This is a genomic window from Burkholderia lata, assembly GCF_902499025.1.
Taxonomy (GTDB): Bacteria; Pseudomonadota; Gammaproteobacteria; order Burkholderiales; family Burkholderiaceae; genus Burkholderia; species Burkholderia lata_C.
Genome location: NZ_CABVPW010000043.1, coordinates 56701 through 74497, shown reverse-complemented (window position 1 = coordinate 74497; position 17797 = coordinate 56701). Strand labels below are relative to the sequence as shown.

At 67.2% G+C, this 17797-nt stretch carries 19 protein-coding genes; 7 read left to right on the top strand and 12 right to left on the bottom strand.

The window, feature by feature from the left end:
• Positions 1–242 precede the first annotated feature (242 nt).
• From BDI24065_RS33255 to BDI24065_RS33225, 7 genes are all read right to left on the bottom strand, one after another.
• Entirely contained in the window at positions 243–692 is a 450-nt protein-coding gene (locus BDI24065_RS33255; RefSeq protein WP_175034780.1) for a hypothetical protein, read from the bottom strand.
• 128 nt (positions 693–820) lie between these two features.
• Positions 821–2938: a TonB-dependent receptor gene (locus BDI24065_RS33250; RefSeq protein ID WP_175034779.1), complete on the bottom strand. Its 2118-nt coding sequence runs from the start codon at positions 2936–2938 to the stop codon at positions 821–823.
• Positions 2939–2976: 38 nt separating this feature from the next.
• Entirely contained in the window at positions 2977–4440 is a 1464-nt protein-coding gene (locus BDI24065_RS33245; protein WP_175034778.1) for a PepSY-associated TM helix domain-containing protein, read from the bottom strand.
• A gap of 242 nt (positions 4441–4682) precedes the next feature.
• Positions 4683–5168: a hypothetical protein gene (locus tag BDI24065_RS33240; protein WP_175034777.1), complete on the bottom strand. Its 486-nt coding sequence runs from the start codon at positions 5166–5168 to the stop codon at positions 4683–4685.
• A 104-nt stretch (positions 5169–5272) separates the two neighbouring features.
• A complete protein-coding gene (locus BDI24065_RS33235; protein WP_175034776.1) occupies positions 5273–5818 on the bottom strand; it encodes a hypothetical protein in 546 nt (181 codons plus the stop codon).
• On the bottom strand, positions 5815–6048 hold the full coding sequence (locus BDI24065_RS33230; RefSeq protein ID WP_175034775.1) for a hypothetical protein: 234 nt from the start codon (positions 6046–6048) through the stop codon (positions 5815–5817). The genes BDI24065_RS33235 and BDI24065_RS33230 overlap by 4 nt, the downstream gene beginning before the upstream one ends.
• Before the next feature lie 93 nt (positions 6049–6141).
• A complete protein-coding gene (locus tag BDI24065_RS33225) occupies positions 6142–6465 on the bottom strand; it encodes a hypothetical protein (RefSeq protein WP_021162626.1) in 324 nt (107 codons plus the stop codon).
• Between the two features lie 145 nt (positions 6466–6610).
• On the opposite strand from BDI24065_RS33225, the gene BDI24065_RS33220 reads away from it, so the two are divergent.
• Positions 6611–6760, top strand: coding sequence for a hypothetical protein (locus BDI24065_RS33220; RefSeq protein ID WP_175034774.1), 150 nt, complete (start codon positions 6611–6613; stop codon positions 6758–6760).
• Between the two features lie 54 nt (positions 6761–6814).
• Here BDI24065_RS33220 and BDI24065_RS33215 read toward each other — a convergent pair whose 3' ends face one another.
• Positions 6815–7069, bottom strand: a complete 255-nt coding sequence (locus tag BDI24065_RS33215) for a hypothetical protein (protein ID WP_175034773.1) — start codon at positions 7067–7069, stop codon at positions 6815–6817.
• Between BDI24065_RS33215 and BDI24065_RS33210 the strand changes: the two genes are divergently transcribed.
• The gene (locus tag BDI24065_RS33210) at positions 7058–7690 is read left to right on the top strand and encodes a LysE family translocator (protein WP_175034772.1); all 633 of its coding nucleotides are present in this window, start codon (positions 7058–7060) and stop codon (positions 7688–7690) included. The two genes, BDI24065_RS33215 and BDI24065_RS33210, sit on opposite strands and share 12 nt — an antisense overlap.
• A gap of 18 nt (positions 7691–7708) precedes the next feature.
• Here the strand turns inward: BDI24065_RS33210 and BDI24065_RS33205 are convergent, their stop codons facing one another.
• Complete coding sequence (locus BDI24065_RS33205) at positions 7709–8677, bottom strand: LysR family transcriptional regulator (protein ID WP_175034771.1); 969 nt, start codon at positions 8675–8677, stop codon at positions 7709–7711.
• Between the two features lie 270 nt (positions 8678–8947).
• Here BDI24065_RS33205 and BDI24065_RS33200 point away from each other — a divergent pair, with 270 nt between their 5' ends.
• Together BDI24065_RS33200 and BDI24065_RS33195 are read left to right on the top strand one after the other, a co-directional pair.
• Positions 8948–10276, top strand: coding sequence for an MFS transporter (locus BDI24065_RS33200; protein ID WP_175034770.1), 1329 nt, complete (start codon positions 8948–8950; stop codon positions 10274–10276).
• A gap of 119 nt (positions 10277–10395) precedes the next feature.
• A complete protein-coding gene (locus BDI24065_RS33195) occupies positions 10396–11562 on the top strand; it encodes a M24 family metallopeptidase (RefSeq protein ID WP_175034769.1) in 1167 nt (388 codons plus the stop codon).
• Positions 11563–11629: 67 nt separating this feature from the next.
• Here BDI24065_RS33195 and BDI24065_RS33190 read toward each other — a convergent pair whose 3' ends face one another.
• Positions 11630–13258 (bottom strand): NADP-dependent glyceraldehyde-3-phosphate dehydrogenase, encoded by a 1629-nt coding sequence (locus tag BDI24065_RS33190; protein WP_175034768.1) that lies wholly within the window; start codon positions 13256–13258, stop codon positions 11630–11632.
• Between the two features lie 126 nt (positions 13259–13384).
• Entirely contained in the window at positions 13385–13825 is a 441-nt protein-coding gene (locus BDI24065_RS33185; RefSeq protein WP_175034767.1) for a hypothetical protein, read from the bottom strand.
• A gap of 108 nt (positions 13826–13933) precedes the next feature.
• On the opposite strand from BDI24065_RS33185, the gene BDI24065_RS33180 reads away from it, so the two are divergent.
• Both BDI24065_RS33180 and BDI24065_RS33175 read left to right on the top strand, forming a co-directional pair.
• Positions 13934–14911: an ankyrin repeat domain-containing protein gene (locus tag BDI24065_RS33180; RefSeq protein ID WP_254609907.1), complete on the top strand. Its 978-nt coding sequence runs from the start codon at positions 13934–13936 to the stop codon at positions 14909–14911.
• A gap of 143 nt (positions 14912–15054) precedes the next feature.
• Positions 15055–15420: a hypothetical protein gene (locus BDI24065_RS33175; RefSeq protein WP_175034765.1), complete on the top strand. Its 366-nt coding sequence runs from the start codon at positions 15055–15057 to the stop codon at positions 15418–15420.
• Between the two features lie 99 nt (positions 15421–15519).
• Here BDI24065_RS33175 and BDI24065_RS33170 read toward each other — a convergent pair whose 3' ends face one another.
• The gene (locus tag BDI24065_RS33170) at positions 15520–16467 is read right to left on the bottom strand and encodes a LysR family transcriptional regulator (protein WP_175034764.1); all 948 of its coding nucleotides are present in this window, start codon (positions 16465–16467) and stop codon (positions 15520–15522) included.
• Positions 16468–16693: 226 nt separating this feature from the next.
• Between BDI24065_RS33170 and BDI24065_RS33165 the strand changes: the two genes are divergently transcribed.
• Positions 16694–17722 (top strand): DUF1338 domain-containing protein, encoded by a 1029-nt coding sequence (locus BDI24065_RS33165; RefSeq protein WP_174915757.1) that lies wholly within the window; start codon positions 16694–16696, stop codon positions 17720–17722.
• Positions 17723–17797 lie beyond the last annotated feature (75 nt).

Here is a 17797-nt window from a genome sequence, read left to right as displayed (position 1 = left end):
ACCGCCGCGGGCGGCGGCTGCGGCGACGGCTGCAGCACCTGTGGCGCCTGCGACACCGGCGGCGCGCCCGCGCCGTCGGACGAACAGCCGCTCAGGTTCCATTCGCGCGCCGGAGACTGAAGGGCGCGGCGAGGGTCGCGATCTCCCGGCCGGACAACGGCCCGGCCATCGTATGCGCGCCGGGTTCCGGCGGGGCCGGCCGTCGCGACAGGCGTGCAGCGCGCCGGCCGCGCGGCGTCTCCCTACCATTTGAAGGTGCGCCACCGGTACGTATCGTCGAGCGACTCGATGACGAGCCGCTCGACCGGCACCGGCTTGATCGATCCGCACCACTCGAGCGGGTCGGCACCCTGCCGCACCCCCTCCGTGACGAGCGCGTCGCGCGCCGCGTCATCGACGCGCGCGCGCTGCCAGAGCGCCTGGTCGTGAAGCAGCTTCGTCGCATCGATCCCGAAACGCACCAGCCCGCCGCCGGCCTGGCGCGTCTGCCACATCGTCAATGTCACGCGATCGCCGGTCACGGGATCGATCGCCCGCCTGTTGGCCATCTTCTCCCAGTGAGGATTGCGCGAGAACCAGGCGACGGGTCTTGCTTCGGGCGCCATGTCGAGTGTGTTCGGCATGATGACTTCGCTCATGATGATCGATTCGAAGTGCAACATGACCGTGTAGTGCCACGCCATCGCAGCCATCCGGAATCCTCTCTTTTCGATTGAACGCGTACGCGGCGCGATCCGGCCCGGCCCGCCCGCATCGTCCGTCGCGACGGATCGGCGGCGCGGGCGCGGCACCGCATCGTGCCGCGTCACATCGCCCGGTGTCAGAACCGGTAGTTCGCCACCACTTCGAGCCGCCGGTCGTTGCCGAGCAGGTACTGCGTCTCGTTGTAGTACGCGGACTGCACGAAGCGCCGGTTGAACACGTTGTAGGCGCGCGCGGTGATCGTCGTGTCCTTGCGGGGCTTCCACGCGAGGCCGAGGTCGACGGTGGTGTACGACGGCATCACGAGCTGGTTCGCGGTGTCGGCGAAGCGCTTGCCGACATACTTGACGCCTGCGATACCCGTCCAGTCCGGCGCGAAGCGCCAGCTCACCCACAGGTTCGCGAGCCGTTGCGGCACCGACACCGGCACGTTGCCCGCGCGCGACACCGTCGTGCCGCCGGACGTCTGCTGGAAGTCGTCGTATTTCGCGCGCAGGATCGACACGTTCGCGTCGACGCGCCAGTCCTTCGCGATCTCCGCGCCGACCGTTGCCTCGAGCCCGCGCGACGACTGCTGGCCGACCTGGATCGACTGGTTCGGGTTCAGCGGATCGGCCGTCAGGAGATTGCTCTTCACGATCCGGTACGCGGCCAGCGTCCATTCCGCCTTGCCGCCGAGGAACGACTGCTTCACGCCGATCTCGATCTGCCGGCCGGTCGCGAGCGTGAAGTTCGACTTCGACGCATTCAGCGACAGCAGCGAGCTGATCGGATCGGCCGCGACCGAATACTGGCCGTACACCGCGAGGCCGGGCTGCACGTCGTACACGGTGCCGATGCGCCAGCCCGTGTTCGCGAACACCTTCGTGAACGCGCCGCCGTTCACGAGATCGTCGCGGTTCACGCTCGCGTGGTCGTAGCGCAGCCCGCCGATCACCGACCAGCGCGGCGTGATCTCCAGCCGGTTCTCGGCAAACACCGCGTACTGGTTCGCCTGGCTGCGGTACTTCGGAAAGGTGCCGGCCGTGTTGATGAAGCTGCCCGGATCGAAGTTGAACGGATCGACCGTCGACGTACCTGAGTACGGCGAATTGTTGTCGTGCTGGAACGTCGTGTGATTGAACTCGAAGCCCGTCGAGAACGTGTTGCGCATCCCGAGCAGTGCGGTGGTCACGGTGGCCGCCGTCACGTTGCCGTACTGCTCCTGGTCGTGGAAGATTTCGGTGAAGCTGCTGCGCCGCACTTGCGCGGTCGACGGCAGGTACGTGTAGTACTCGGCATCCTTCCAGTGACGGTTGCTCTTCATCCGGTACAGCGTGCTCGTCACGTTCAGGCTGTCGCTCGGCTGCCAGTTCGCCGATACCGTCGCCCAGCTGTCGCGGAACGCGATGTCGCTGTCGCCGACGTTGTAGTTCTTCTTGTCGAGCGCGCGATCGCGCGCGCCGTTCACGAGCGGCACGCCGAAATACTGCATCGGATGCTGGAAGCCCTGCGCATACGATGCCGTCACGTACAGGTCGGACGTCACGTCGTAGCGCAGCGCGCCGGAGATCGACAGGTTGCGCGAATTGCCGCGGTCGACCCAGTTCGACGAGCGGTTGCCGCTGATGTCGAAGCGGTACGACAGCTTGTCGTTGATCGCGCCGCCGCTGCCGAACGCGACCCGCGCCGTGCCCTCGGTGCCGCCGCCGACCTGCAGTTCGTTCTGGATCGCACCGCGCGTCGGCTTCTTCGGCACGATGTTGACGACACCGCCGATCGCGCCTTCGCCGTAGATCACCGACGCCGGGCCGCGCAGCACGTCGATATGGTCGACCGACCACGTGTCGAACGGAAAGGTGATGCCGATCGCGCCATACGGGCGCACGCCGTCATAGAGCTGCGTGACCGACGACGCGCCGACGAAGCCGCGTGCACCGAGCTCCGAGCCGCCGTTGCCGGGATGCGGCGATGCGCTGATGCCGGCGGCGCGGCTCACCGCGTCGACGATCGAACTGTCGCCGCGCGTGTCGAGCGTCTTGCGGTCGATCTGCTCGACGCTCGCGGGCGTTTCGAGCGACGACAGGCCGAGGCGGCTACCGGTGTCGAGCGGTTGCGTGAGCGGCGTCGCCTTCTGCGCGTTGACGCGAATCGGGGCAAGCGTGGTGCCGGTTTGTCTGGCGTCGCTTTCCTGTGCTTGCCCGGCCGGCGCGAAGGCCGCGAGAAAGGCGGCGGGCAGCATCAATCTGAACTTCATGTTTCGTTATCCTTCGAATCGGTGGAGTCGCTTCGCGATCACGCGGCGGTGCGCTTCATACGGCCGAACAGCAGGCGGTCGAGCAACCAGACCGCGACGATCGTCGCGCCCATCAGCGGGAAGACGATGCCGAGCAGCACGAGCCCCGCGATCCAGCCGCGCATCGGCGGCCTGCCGCGCTCGCGCGACGGCGCACCGAGCTTGGCCGCCGGGCGGCGCTTCCACCACATCACGGTGCCCGTGACGGCCATCGCGGCGAGCCCGAGCGACAACACCGCGCAGACGATCTGGTTCGCCAGCCCGAAGTAGCGGCCCATGTGCAGCGACGTGCCATACGACACGGCGCGCGAAACTGCGCCATAGTCGTCATAGCGGATGTCCTTCAGCACGGCCCCGCTGTACTGGTCGATGTAGATCGTCCGCTCGGCCTTCGGGTCGTCCGGGAAGTACGACGCGGTGTACACGCCGTCCGTGCCGGACGGCAGCGCGAGCGTGTAGCCGCTCGTCACGCCGAGGCCCGCGACGATCGCGATCGCGCGGGCCAGCGGCAGCGGTGCCGGCGTCGGCGCCGACGGCGAATGCGGGACGGGCACGTTGCCGACCGCCCACGGCGTTTGCGGCAACGGCAGGTCGTCCATCACCATCCCCGGCATCGACTCGCCGGACGCGTGGTGATGGCCGGACGGCGCAGCGGCCTCGGCAGGCGCGGGCGCCGTGGCAGCACCCGGGCGCGTCGAGCGCACCGACCCGCCGCCCCATGCGCCTTCCGGCGCGCCGAGGTTCACGGTCGCGGCCAGCGCCTTGAAGTTCTTGCCCCACGAGCCCGACCACGGCAGCCCCGTCAGGATGAATGCGACCGTGCCGGCCGCGAGCCAGATGCCGGCGGTCGCGTGGATGTTCTTCCACAGCGGCCGGCCGCGCAGCGACAGGTCGGGGCGCAGCGCGCGCCCGACACGCGCCGCACCGCGCGGCCACCACAGCGCGATGCCGGTGCCGATCATCACGAAGGTCCAGCACGCGGCGAGCTCCATCAGCAACTCGCCCGTCTTGCCGAGCAGCAGCTTGCGATGCAGCATCCGGTCGATCTGCATGAAGCGGTTCTCGACGCTCAGCGTGCCGAGCACGCTGCCGTCGTAAGGGTTCACGTACACGCTCTCGCGGCTGCCGTCGCGCAGCCGGAACACGTATTCGGCGCTGCGGTCCGGCGCGGTCGACACCTGGACGGAAACCGGCGTCGCACCGGCCGGCATCGCGGTGCGCGCGTTCGCGAGCAGCGCGTCGGGGTCGAGCCGCGGCGTCGCACGCGGCTCGACGACGAGCCGATGCGGATACAGCAGCGGCTCGATCTGCGGCTGGAAGCAATAGAGCGTTCCGGTGATCGCGAGGACCACCAGGAACGGCATGACGAACAGGCCGGCATAGAAGTGCCAGCGCCAGAGCGTCCGGTAACCGGCGTGGGCGGATTGGGCGGGCGAGATTGCCCGCTCGACGGTGGTCGACATGGTGTCAGCTCCTCGTGTTCGTTGAGCGGCCGCGCCGGCGCGGGCCGGCGGACGTCAACGCGCGTTGCGCCCGCCTGCGCGCATCGACGGAACGGGCAACGCGACGCCATGCGCAAACGGTGCGCATGACGGCGTCGCCCACGTGGTGCGGGCAGGCGGGAGAACGCTTGAATCAGGTCGTATGAGACGAACGGCGTGCAGGCCCATGCACATCGACGTGCACGAGCCGCTGGGCGGAACCGTCAGCAGAACAGAGGAGGGGCGCGGGAAGGGGGGCGATCGTCGAAGATCGATCGCACGAACGGAATACTGTCGAAGTGAACCCGGAAGCGCCGCGGCGCGGCGACGGGGAACAGCAGCACCAGCAGCACGAACGACGCCAGCGCCGTGAACAGCGCGGCACCGAATGCGCACAGGCTGTCGCCGTTTCCGGACGACGCCGGGTTGTCGGCATGCGCGTCGTGCTTGAGCGCATCGGCGAGCGCCAGCGCGTCGTTGGCCGGTGTGATCGGCGCGCCGGCATCGAAACGGGCCGCCAGCGCGGTCACGTTGACGATCAGCGGGCCGCGGCCCGAACACAGCACCACCGAGCCCGCATCCGGACCGTCCGGATCGAGCATCACGGCGCCCGACATCAGCGCGCGGGACAGCAGCGTCACGAGGAGGAACCCCCACAGCAGCTGTCGCGCGACGCCTTGCCGGAGCAGGAAGCGGCGAAGTGCGTTCATGGCGCGCGATTGTACCTCCGTTTGCGAGGAGGGGCCGGCTGCGACGCTGATGCGCGGCATCGGCCCGGCCTGCTGCCTGACGCTGAGGGTCGCGCTCGCGAAGGCTATTCGGAACCGAACGATCCGCTGCCGGGCGGCGCATTCGCCGGGCCATACGACCAGGTGCCGTCCGCACGGGCGGTCAGCACGTTGCCCGAACGCCGGTCGTACAGATGCCACTGTTCGTCGGCCGGATCGTCGCCGTAGGGCCAGGTCGTCAGCTTGCCGCCGAGGTCGAAGTCGAATGCCCACGAACCCGGTGGGGCGCGCGGCGCGACCGATTGCAGGATCTGTCCGTCGAGCCGTTGGGCGGCGGCCGCGATGTCACCGGATCGCGATTCGCTGTGCGCGAGCTCGTGACCGTCGAGCGCGATCGACCAATGGCAGTAGCAGATCCACAGATGCCCGTTGCCGGCCACCGTCACGTGCCGCGATGCGAGCCGGTCGCGCGCCGCCGCGGACAGGCCGGGCGAACCGGCGAGCGGTTCCCGGACCTGCAGCGCGGGCTGCCCGAATTCGAACGTGAGAAAGCTCCCCTGGCCTTTCGTCACGGACCAGGCAGGGGTTTCGCAGATGGCCGGCCAGATCCGGTCGAAGTCGAGCGCGCTCACGGCATGCGTCTTGCATCGGCGAAACCGGCCTCGGCGTCGTCCGCGCTGCCGTCATCGTCGGCCGGCGGATCGGAGCGGTCGGCCGGCGACAGGCGCCGCATCGTCCGCTCGACGTCATGATCGTCGCGGCGATCGTTCGGCTCGAGAGGCGTCTGCGCGTTGCGCCCGTATCGCTTCACGAACACGCCGAGCGTGCCGGCCCGCCGGGATGTCCGGTTCCCGATGCTCATGCGGCGAAGACATCGGGCATGCGCGCGATGCGAATCGGGAAGAGCCGCGTTGGCCGTGCTTGCCGTCGAGGGCAGCCGATGCGTTGTGCCGGCTCAGGCCGGATACGCATCGTCGACTTTCAGGTTCGCGAGCCGGAACAGCGTGCGCAACGTCTGCGGATGAATGTCGCGGTGCGCGGCGAGCGACGTCAGCATGAAGTCGAGCACTTTCGCGTAACGGAGCAGCACGAGGCAGCGCGCGAGATCGGGCGTGCGGCCCCGCATGTCCTCGGCGAGGTGGACCATTTCGGTGGACAGCGAGCGTGCCATCTCGAGTTCCATCTGCTGTTTTTCGGTCCAGTCGGGCAACGGCTGTTCGAGCAGCTTCGCGAGAAAGAGCTGGAACGACGTGTCGGACGAATTGGGCAGCGCATCCATGAAGGGCCTCGTACTTGCTCGGATCGTTCGGGCGTATCCGGTGGAGGCGCCCGACGGTGGGTTCGTGTCCGCGCGGTGAACGTCGCGGTTGTCACCCGAATGGAATGCAGGTTCCGTACCAGCCCGGCGAGACGATTGTTGAGTATTGTTGAGCCGCGATGCGGTGAGGGGCGGCGAGTCCCGCCGGGACTGGGCGGCGGGCGTGATCGAGGCGGCCATCTACACGCGCGGCGCGATGCAGATCGGATACGCGGAGCGGCTCGGCGAGGCGAAATGCTTCACGGATGTAACGTAACGCCGGGATAAATTGCGTGGCGCGTTCTGCGTCTGTCTGACGAAACGGGCCGGCTCACGCGTGCCGCCTGCGCCTGTCAAGCGTTCGGCCGGCGGGAAGCGGCGGTACGAGGTGGCCGCCACGGTTGGCAAAAACCACTTGCAAATGTGACGGGTGTTTCAAAACCGAGACGGATTTGCGCGCGGCGATCCGGTTGCGCGATTGATCCAACTGGCCCAGCGAAATGCCGGCCAATTGTCCATGGGCAGACGGTGCGTGTTTGCCAACAATCGCCAGATCATCCCTGCGAGGTTCGACATGAGCGTTCACGCCTTCTTCTCGGCCAACCTGCTGCTGGCCTACACGGCCTATTTCATCGGGACGGCCAGCCCCGGGCCGAGCAATCTCGCGATCATGTCGGTCGCCGCGAACCAGGGACGCAAGGCGGCGCTCGCGTTCGCGCTTGGTGTCATTTCAGGGTCGATGTTCTGGGCGACGGTGGCGGCGCTCGGCGTGTCGGCCGCGCTGCTCGCGTGGTCGAAACTGCTGGTCGCGATCAAGCTCTTCGGCGGGCTGTACCTGCTGTGGCTCGCGTTCAAGTCGGGGCGCACGGCATTGTCGGGCAAGGCGGCGGCGTCGCTGAACGCAGCGGGCGAGCAGCGGCTGTCGCGCTTCTATGTGCGCGGCGCGATGCTGCACCTGACCAATCCGAAAGCGATCCTCGTGTGGGTGTCGATCGTCGCGCTGTCGTCGAACGGCGCGGGCGCGTCGCACGGCGCCGTCGTGCCCGGCTGCCTCGTGATCGGGTGCCTGGTGTTCGGCGGCTATGCGCTCGTGTTCTCGATGGACGGCGCGCGCCGGCTGTACGTGCGCGGCCGGCGCGCGATGGAAGCGTGTCTCGCCGTCGTGTTCGGCGTGGCGGGGATCAGGCTGCTGGTGTCGAACGTCTAAGGTCGCACGCCCGCGCATCTAGCGGGCGGCGCGCCGGGTGGCCGGGCGCCCGGCGCTGCCTGGCGGCTCCGCCGGACGCGTGAACAGCGACACGATCGTCTGCCGGAGCCAGCGGTGCGCGGGATGGCTGTCCCAGCGCTGATGCCAGATCACGCAGTAAGGCCGCGCGGGCATGCGCACCGGCGGCTGCCGCGACACCAGTTCCTTTTCATAGATCGACAGATCGAGCAGCGTGGTCGGCAGCACGCCGATGAAATCCGACGCCCGGATGATCGCCAGCGCGGGCGAGTACGCATTCAGCGTGAGGACGAGATTGCGCTGCAGGCCGTGCGCGGAGAGCAGGCTGTCGTACACCGGCACCCGCATGCCGGAAAACCCGACGTCGAGATGCCGCGCCGCGAGAAAGCGCTTCAGCGTGAGCGGCCCCTTCGCGAGCGGATGATCCTTGCGCATCAGGCAGCTCCAGTGGATCGGCCACATCTCGTGCGTGCGCACGCCGCTGCTCGGGCTCGAGTCGTTCAGGTAGCCGCCGATCGCGAGGTCGACGCCGCCGCGGTCGAACATGCCCGGCAGGTCGGCGACGCTGAACGGCGTGAGCTCGATCCGCATCGATGGCGCATGCGTGCCCATGTACTGCGCGAGGCGCGGCATGATGCGTTCGACCGAGTAGTCCGACATCGCGATCGTGAAGGTGCCCCGGTGCTCTTGCGGGTCGAACTGGTCGGGCGAGATCGCCTGCTTCAACGCGTCGAAGTGCGGCTGGACCGTCGACCACAGCTCGCGTGCCCGCGCGGTCGGACGCACGCCCGAAACGGTCTTCTCGAACAGCACGTCGTCGAGCGATTCGCGCAGCCTGCGCAGCGCATTGCTGACCGCCGACTGTGACAGCGCCAGCCGCTCGGCGGCGCGCGTGACGTTGCCTTCGGCCATCAATGCCGCGAACACGCGCAGCAGGTTGAGGTCGAGCTGGCGGAACACATCCTTCATCGCACATCTCCGTTTGGGGTGCTGGGCGCCCGCACGTGGCGCGGGCGCCGGAACGTCGTAGCGGCCAGTGTCCGGGCGACGCGCCGCCCGGGCAAGGCCGCGTTTGCCCTTGCATGGGGCCGGCTGGCGCCGTGACGAAGTCGCGCGCTGCGTCCGCACCATTATTCACGTTGGTGATGATCATATTCCGGAAATCCGTTGGACGCGGTAACGGTGCGCATCGAACATGAGCGCAAAACCACTGCAGCCAGCAGATGGAGGAGACAGACGATGAAAGAGGATGCAGTGAATCCGGCCGGCGCCATCGCGCTCGATCGCCTTGCGGTGGCGCCGCCGCCGTCCGCGCGAGCGGGCACGCTGCGCGACGTCGCGGCCGCCGCCGCGGGCAACGCGCTCGAATGGTTCGACTTCGTGATCTACGGCTATTTCGCCAGCGTGATCGCGAAGCTGTTTTTCCCGGTGGCCGGGCAGGTCGGGTCGCTGTTGCTCGCGACGGCGACCTTCGGCGTGGGGTTCGTCGTGCGGCCGCTCGGCAGTATCGTGCTCGGGCTGTACGGCGACCGGTACGGCCGCAAGGCGGCGATGTCCGTGACGATCTGGCTGATGCTGGCCGGCACGGCAGCGATCGCGGTGGCGCCGCCGTATGCGCAGGCCGGCTGGCTCGGCGCGACGATCCTCGTGCTGGCGCGGCTCGTGCAGGGCTTCGCGGCATCGGGCGAATTCGGCAGCACCGTCGCGTTCCTCGCGGAAAAGGCGCCGCCGCATCGACGCCATTTCTTCGTGAGCCTGCAGATGTCGAGCACGATGCTGGCCATCGTGCTGGGCGGCACGATCGGCACGATCCTGACGACGTCGCTCAGCGCGCACCAGCTCGAAAGCTGGGGCTGGCGCGTGCCGTTCGTGGTCGGGCTGCTGATCGGCCCGGTCGGCTTCTATATCCGCAGGAGCGTGTCGGAAACCGATGCGTTCGTGCTCGGCGAAGCGCTGCCGGCCACGCAGGTGCTCAAGCGCCTGTTCGGCGAGCACCTCGCGTCGTTCCTCGCGGCGATCGGCGTGACGATCGTCAGTACCGCCGCGTTCTACATGTACCTGATCTACATGCCGACGTTCGCGGTGAAGCAGCTCGGGTTGCCGATGTCCGCGCCGTTCATGAGCACGACGGTCGCCGGCATCGTGATGGTCGCGATCGCGCCGCTCGCGGGCCTGCTCGGCGACGTCTGGCGCCGGCCGGTCGCGATGGTCGCCGCCGCGATCGTCGTGCTGTCCGCGATCACGCTGCCGCTCTACATGTGGGTCATCGCGAGCCCGTCGCTGCGCAACCTGCTGATCATGCAGGCTGCCGCCGCCGCGCCGATGGGCGTGCTCGTCGGGCTGGTGCCCGCGCTGTCCGCGCGCGCGTTTCCGGCCGCCGTGCGCAGCACCGGGCTCGCGGTGTCGTACAACATCCCGACGACGGTCTTCGGCGGCTTTTCCCCGCTGATCGTCACGTGGCTGATCGCGACCACGCACAACAAGGCGTCGCCTGCGCTGTACATCGTCGCGATGTCGGTCGTGAGCCTGGTCGCGCTGCTCGGGTTCCGACGCATGCCGAGCGAATAAGCGAGCCGAATTCTGTTTCCGCCCGTATCGATTAAATGAAGGATAACGAATGAAACGTCATTGTCTGGCGACATCGAAATGATCGGCCGCCCCGTCACCCTCAACAGGAGAAATCACGCATGAAATTCACCCCTACGTTTGCACCGCCCAGCGAGGCGGAACTCAAAGGGCGCCTCGAGCGCGTGCGCGCACGCATGGCGGAAGCCGGCCTCGATCGCTATGTGGCGTTCTCGCCGGACAACATCTACTACCTGACGAACTTCGCGAACATCGTCCATGAGCGGCCGTTCGTGCTGGTCATTTCGCGCAGCGGCCCGCCGCAGTTCGTCGTGCCGCAGCTCGAGCAGCCGCATGTGCGGACGCGCTCGATCGGCGAACTCGAGCTGATTCCGTACTTCGAATTCCCGGCGCCGGCCGGGCGCGAATGGAGCGACCGTTTCAAGGCGCTGTTCGGGCCCGGCGAGCGCGTCGGCGTCGAGTCGGTGTGTCCGTTGCAGGTCTATGCGCAGACGCCGGGCGAGCGCGTGTGCATCGACATCATCGACGACGTGCGGATGATCAAGTCCGACTACGAGATCGGCCGCCACGTGTACGCGTGCGGGATCGCCACCGACGTGCACAACCTGCTGCTGAACGAAGCGCGCCCGGGCCTCGGGATGGCGGAGATGTCGTCGCGCATTCGCGGCTTCATCATGCAGCGGCTGCTGGCCGACGATCCGTCGCTGAACCCGTCGGCGACGCGGATCGTCGCGGTGTTCCAGCCGGGCAGCGTGTCGCACGATCCGCACAACTTCAGCAACATCGACATGCGGATGGAGGAGGGCGGCCCGCACGTATCGATCGTCAATGCGGTGATGAACGGCTACGGCGCGGAAGTCGAACGGACTTTCTTCCTCGGCCACGTGCCCGACGCGGCGCGCCGCGCGTTCGACGTGATGTCGGAAGGGCGCCGGATCGCGTTCGACGCGGCGATCCCCGGCGCGCTGCTGAGCGACGTCGATCGCAAGGTCAACGACTACTTCCGCCGCGCGGGGATGGGCGACCGGATGCTGCACCGGACCGGGCACGGGATGGGCGTCACCGCGCACGAGGCGCCGTTCTTCGCCGAAGGCTACGACCGGCCGATCGAGAAGGGGATGTGCCTGACGATCGAGCCGGGCATTTACATCGAAGGTGTCGGCGGCTTCCGTCACTCCGATACGGTGCTGATCGGCGATGAAGGCCCGGTTCAACTGACCGGCGGGCCGCTGGAACTTGACGCGTTGACGTTCCCGGTTCGGGCGTAGTCACGCACAGGTGCAAAAAAAGCCGCTGCACGGGCGTGTGCAGCGGCTTTTTCGCAAGAGGCTCGCTTCAGAAAATGAAGCCCGTATTGATGAACTTCGAGTAGTGATCCGACACGATCGAATCGAGCAGCTGCTTGCTGCCTTCGGTCTGCTTCGCCGCGACCATCGAGCGGATCGAGAACGCGCGCAGCGCGTCGCTCACCGACAGCGTGCCTTCCGCCGAATCCTTGCGGCCCGCGAACGGGAACACGTCGGGCCCGCGCTGGCACTGGCAGTTGATGTTCACGCGGCACACCTGGTTCACGAGCGGATCGACGAGCGCGCCGATCTGCGCCGGATCGGAACCGAAGATGCTGACCTGCTGGCCGTGATCGGACGTCGTCACGTAGTCGAGCGCGGTTTCCACGTCGTCGAACGGCGCGACCGGAATGATCGGCCCGAACTGTTCCTCGCGGTACAGCTTCATTCCTTCCGATACCGGATAGACGACGGCCGGATAGAACAGCGTCTTGCTGAACTCGCCGCCCGAGTGGTTGACGACCTGCGCACCCTTCGCTTTCGCGTCGTCGATCGCATCCGTCATGTAGGCCGTGCGATGCATGCCCGGCAGCGGCGTGATGCTGACGCCTTTCTCCCACGGCATGCCGATCTTCAGCTGTTCGAGCGCGGCGGTGAAGCGCTTCAGGAACTCGTCGACGATCGAGCGGTGCACGAGCAGCATCTTCAGCGCGGTGCAGCGCTGGCCGTTGAACGACAGCGCGCCGAGCAGGCATTCCTTCACGGTGAGGTCGAGATCGGCGTCGGGCAGCACGATCGCCGCGTTCTTCGCGTCGAGGCCGAGGATCGCGCGCAGCCGGTGCGACTTCGGGTGCTGCTTCTTCAGGTGGTCGGCCACCTTGCTCGACCCGATCAGCGCGAGCACGTTGATCTTGCCCGACGCGAGCATGTGCGGCACGACCACCGCGCCTGGTGCGTAGATCGTGTTGATCACGCCCTTCGGGAATGCGTCGCGGAACGCTTCGAGCAGCGGCTCGAACAGCAGCGTGCCGTACTGAGGCGGCTTGAACACCACGGTGTTGCCCATCAGCAGCGCGGGGATCAGCGTCGCGAAAGTCTCGTTCAGCGGATAGTTGTACGGGCCCATGCACAGCACGACGCCGAGCGGCGTGCGGCGGATCTGGCCGATCGTGCCTTCGGCGATCACGAAGCGCGAATTCGCGTTGTCGAGCTCCTTCAGCGCGTCGATCGTCTGCGTCATGTACGTGACGGTGCGATCGAACTCCTTCTGCGAATCGGCGAGGCTCTTGCCGATCTCCCACATGATCAGGTTCACCACCAACTCGCGCTGCGCGACCATCCGCTTGATGAAGTCCTGCATGCACGCGATGCGCTGCTCGACCTTCATCGTCGGCCACTCGCCGCGGCCGGCGTCGTACGCGCGCACCGCGGCATCGAGTGCCGCGTCGCTTTCCGTTTCGCCCATCACCGGGTAGCTGCCGATCTCGACCTGCTCGACGCTGCCGTCCGCCTGTCGCACGCACACGGGCGACAGCACGGTCTTGGTCGCGCCGTCCCACGGCCGCAATTCGCCGTCGACGAGCGACACGCGCTGGTGAATCGGTGAAGTCAGCCGGTACTCGGCGGGGATGTCCTGATAGGCGGGAAACAGCTGCTGCAGGGAGGCGGAATCGGGCATGACGGTCTCGTTTGACGGGGTGTCCGGGAAGGACGGGCGATGCGAATCCTGAGCTGAGTGATCCTCGATCCTGAATCGGCATGATGACGCGCGGACGACGACGCGTCACGCGGGACCATGGCCGATTCAACGATTGGAACCAGTTCCATTAAAAAGGAACGCCGACGTGAATGCAAGATTTGCCGAACCGTGCCGCGTGCGCCGTAAGCATTCAGAAAGACTGTTGCCGAATGCTTGGTATAACACGCCAACACCACCCGCAAACGTTTCCCTTGGGCCGGATTGCGCGGATAATGGCGCAGCGCGGCGAAGAAAAAAATGAAGTGAACCTGAGAGCATACGTAGTGAAGAACAGAAGAAGGTCCGCCGCACCGCCGATGCGAGGTCGGCTGCCCGGAGCGCCGGGTCGGGGTTGCCCGGTCCGGCGCGCGCCGGACATGCAAGCCGTTTTTCGTTCGCACCTTCCTTCCGTTCCGGCGGTTTCGTCGCCGCCATTTCCCCTCTCCTGGTTCCCCCGCTGCGCAGCAGGCGCTTGAACGCCTGGTGCACGTGGTGTGTGTCGTCCATTGCGACGCGCGACGGCACGGCGAATACGAATAGATACCGACAAGGATCCTGAGAGCATCGATGCGGGCAAGAACGAGAAGAATCGCCACGGGGCTGGCGTGTCTGTGCATGGGCATCGCGTTGTCCGGCGCGGCCCATGCGCTGGAAGGCAAGGAATGGAAGTTGATGGTCGCGATGGGCGACTACGCCGCGGCTAAAACCCCGCAGAACCTGGCGCGCGTCCGCGCGGTGCTCAAGCAGGGCGCCCGTCCGTACGACAAGACGGCGAAGCAGCGCTATGCGATGCCGGATGCCGAACTCACGCCGATGGGGCTCGCCGTCGTCAGCCAGGTGCCGGATGTCGTCGCGCTGTTCATCGCGTCCGGCGTCGCGATCAACCTGCCGATGTCGCCCGAGGGCTGGACGCTGCTGACCTACGCGATCAGTAACGCGACGCTCGGCGAACTCAAGCCCGACCAGCTCGAAACGATTCACCTGCTGGTTGGCGCGGGCGCGAACGTCAACGCGATTGCGCCGAGCGGCGAGCCGCCGCTGGCGATGGCCGCGAATGCATACACGCCTTCACCCGACCTCGTCCGGCTGCTGCTGAAGTCCGGCGCCGATGCTCGCGCCACCGACCCGAACGGAAATGCCGTGCTGATCGGACGCTCGGTATCCGATCTCGACCTGCTCAAGCTGCTGGTCGACGCCGGCGCCAATCCGCACGCCCATGCGAAGTCCGGTTTGTCGCCGCTCGGCTTCGTGTGCGAGCGACGCTACGAACTGGACGGTCAGCCCGACCCGACTGCGGCCGAGCGCATCGCGATCCTCCATGAACCCGGCACGCCGATCGAGCCGCAACCGGACGAACCACGCGGTCGCTGGATCGAGACGCCGTTGCTGCGCGCGGCGATGGCGCACAACCCCGACTGCGTGAAGGCGCTGCTCGATGCCGGCGCGAATCCGGATGCGCCCGCGCTGATCGGTGCGGGCCAGGACGACGCTAGCGGCACCGTGCGCGAAGCCGTCGCGCGCGGCGAGAAGGCGACGCCGAACGTCTACGACCGCAGGGCCGTTGCGCTGATCGAGGCGGCGCCGCGCAAATAGCAGTCAGGCCGTGCGCGTCGTGTGTCGTCGTGCCGCCTGCCGTCAGGCGGACACGGGGCGTTCGTGTGCAGGGTCGTCGTGTTCCTCCGGCGCGCTTGCGCCATCTTTTTCAAAACACTGTTCAACCACGGAGAATCCACACAATGAAACGAATCGCACTTGCCGCGCTTGCACTCACGATCGCTTCGGGCGCCATGGCCGCGAAGGGCGAGCTGAAGGTATCGGCTGCGCAGATGATCGAGGCTTACACGGGCTCGGGCGGCGACAAGTATTTCGACCAGCCGGTCGCGCTGACGGGCACGTTGCTCGGCCTCGAGAAGGGGTTCACGGGCAAGACGCTCGCGGAGATCGGCGAAGACGAGGGCGCCGATCAGGCGGTGCGTGCGTCGTTCATCGATGCGGCGGCCGAGCAGAAGGCGCAACGGTTGGTCGGCAAGCGCGTCACGCTGCATTGCGTGGGCGACTTTGGATCGGGGATCGCGACCGTCCGCGACTGCCGCGTGAAGTAAGCGCGGGCGTCGACGGGCGGTTTCGGCCCGTCGACATGCCGGCGGGACAGTGGCTTGTGCCGCCCGGTCGCACCCGGCGGGACGTCGCGATGACTCGCGCTATTCGACGTCCTCGTCGTCCACCAGATCGCCGCCATCCGCATCGGGATCCGGCGACGCATACGCGCTCGCCTGCTCGAGCAGCCAGCCGCGGAACAGCTCCAGCGGCTTGCTGTGGCTGAACTCCGTCGGATACACGAGGTAGTACGCGGAATCGCCGACGGTTGCCGCATCGCACGGCACCACCAGCCCGAGCTGCTGCAGCTGTTCCTCGACGAAGAACTTCGGCACGAGCGCGATGCCGAGCCCGGCCGCGGCCGCGCTGATCAGCATCGTGTGCAGCTCGTAGCGCACGCCCTGCATCGTGCGGATGTCCTCGACGCCATGCGTCTCGAACCACTGCGCCCACGCGCCGGGGCGCGTCGTCGAGTGCAGTAGCGGGTACGCGAGCAGATCCTCGACGCGCTCGACAGGCCCGTCGAGCAGCGCCGGCGAGCAGATCGGCACGACTTCCTCGCCGAACAGGTAGTCCGACGACGTGCCGGGCCAGGTCGGCTTGCCGTAGTGGATCGCGGCCTCGAAGTGGGTGTCCTCGAACGAGAACAGGTCGGTGCGGCTGCCCATGTTCACGCGCACGTCCGGCGTGCGGTCGTAGAAGTTCTTGATGCGCGGGATCAGCCAGTGCGACGCGAAGGTCGGCAGCACCGCCAGCTCCAGGTAGCCGCCGCCGCTGCCGTGCGCGATGATCGACAGCGTGTCGCGGTCGAGCGCTTCCAGCGCGCGGCGCACCTGCGTGCCGTAGAGCTTGCCGGCGCGTGTCAGCACGACGCGCTGCTTCACGCGGGCGAACAGCCGCACGCCGAGGCTGGCCTCGAGCGTCGCGATCTGGCGCGATACCGCGCTTTCGGTCAGGAACAGCTCCTTGGCCGCGTGCGTGAAGCTTTCGTGGCGCGCGGCGGCTTCGAAAGCCACGAGCGCGCCCATGTTGGGGATCTTGAATTTACGCATGATGTTCGATTCGTCTGACGATCAGGCCCGCATGGCACAAGGCGGAGGGCGGAGCAGGGGAGCGGCTGATAATTCCAAAAACTCATCACGTATCAATTTAATCTCGCTTTACGCCCGGCCGCAACCCTTTGAATAATGCTCCCCACGCAAGGTCAGGCGCCCGTGGGGCGGCCGGCCAACGAGTTGCCGGCACGTTTGCCGGCGGTCCCCCGAGACGAGAATCCTGATGCGCAATCCGAATATCGAGAGCTTGCTGACGAAGCTGCTGGGACAGGCGAAGACCGACGCCCTGTTCTCGACCCTGAACATGCCGGCCATCCTCGAAGAATGGGAAGACGGCGTCGTGACGCGCGCGGAAATCGCGCAGGCGATGAACATGGCGCTGTTCGAAGGGCTGCTCGAACGTTCGGCGAACGGCCGTGCGTATACGGCCGACGCGATCGAAAGCGGCGGCTCGGTCTATTTCGACCACGGCGCGCTGCGCACGGTGCGCTGGCCGAACACGGGCGCGCTGCCGCCGGGCGAGGCCGCGTTCACGCGCATCCTGCGTCCGCTCGGCTTCCGCCTGAACGGCCGTTACCCGCTCGACAAGCTCGGCATGACGGGCCGCGCGTATGCACATGAAGACGCACCGGACGAAATCGCGCAGTTCTTCGTCAGCGAGCTGCACCCGGAACGTTTCTCGAAGGAATTCCAGCAGGCCGTGACGAACGTGGTGAGCACGTCGCGCGATCCGCTGTCGCCGGCGGCCGTCGCGCTGCTGTGGGAAGTCGAGCGCGAAGGCTGGCTGTCGCTGGAGGCCGCGCACGCGCTGCTGCCGGAGATCGTCGGGGCGTTCGCGCGCCAGCACGACCTGCCGAACGAACTCGACTACGAAACGCTGCTGCTGGAATCGGCGGAAATGGCGTGGATCTCGACCGAAGGCAACGCGTTCAACCACGCGACCGACCGCGTCGCCGACGTGTTCAAGCTGTCCGACGACGAGAAGGCGAAGGGCCGCCCGATGAAGCCGGAAGTCGAGCGCTCGCGCTCGGGCCGCGTGTTCCAGACCGCGTATCGCGCGGATACCGTCGAGCGCGAATTCCGCACGCGCGACGGCGGCACGGTGAAGCGCAACGTGCCGGGTTCGTTCTACGAGTTCATCACGCGCAAGCGCACGTTCGACCAGGCGGCGCGCCGCTGGGTCACCGACCTGCGTTTCGATGCGGGCAATGCTCAGGGCATCTTCAAGATGACGGCGAACGCGGCGAAGTAACACAGCGAAAGCGGGACGCTGCGCCGGCCGCGACGGCTTGGCCGGCGCATGCACGAATCGCTACCTGAACCGCCT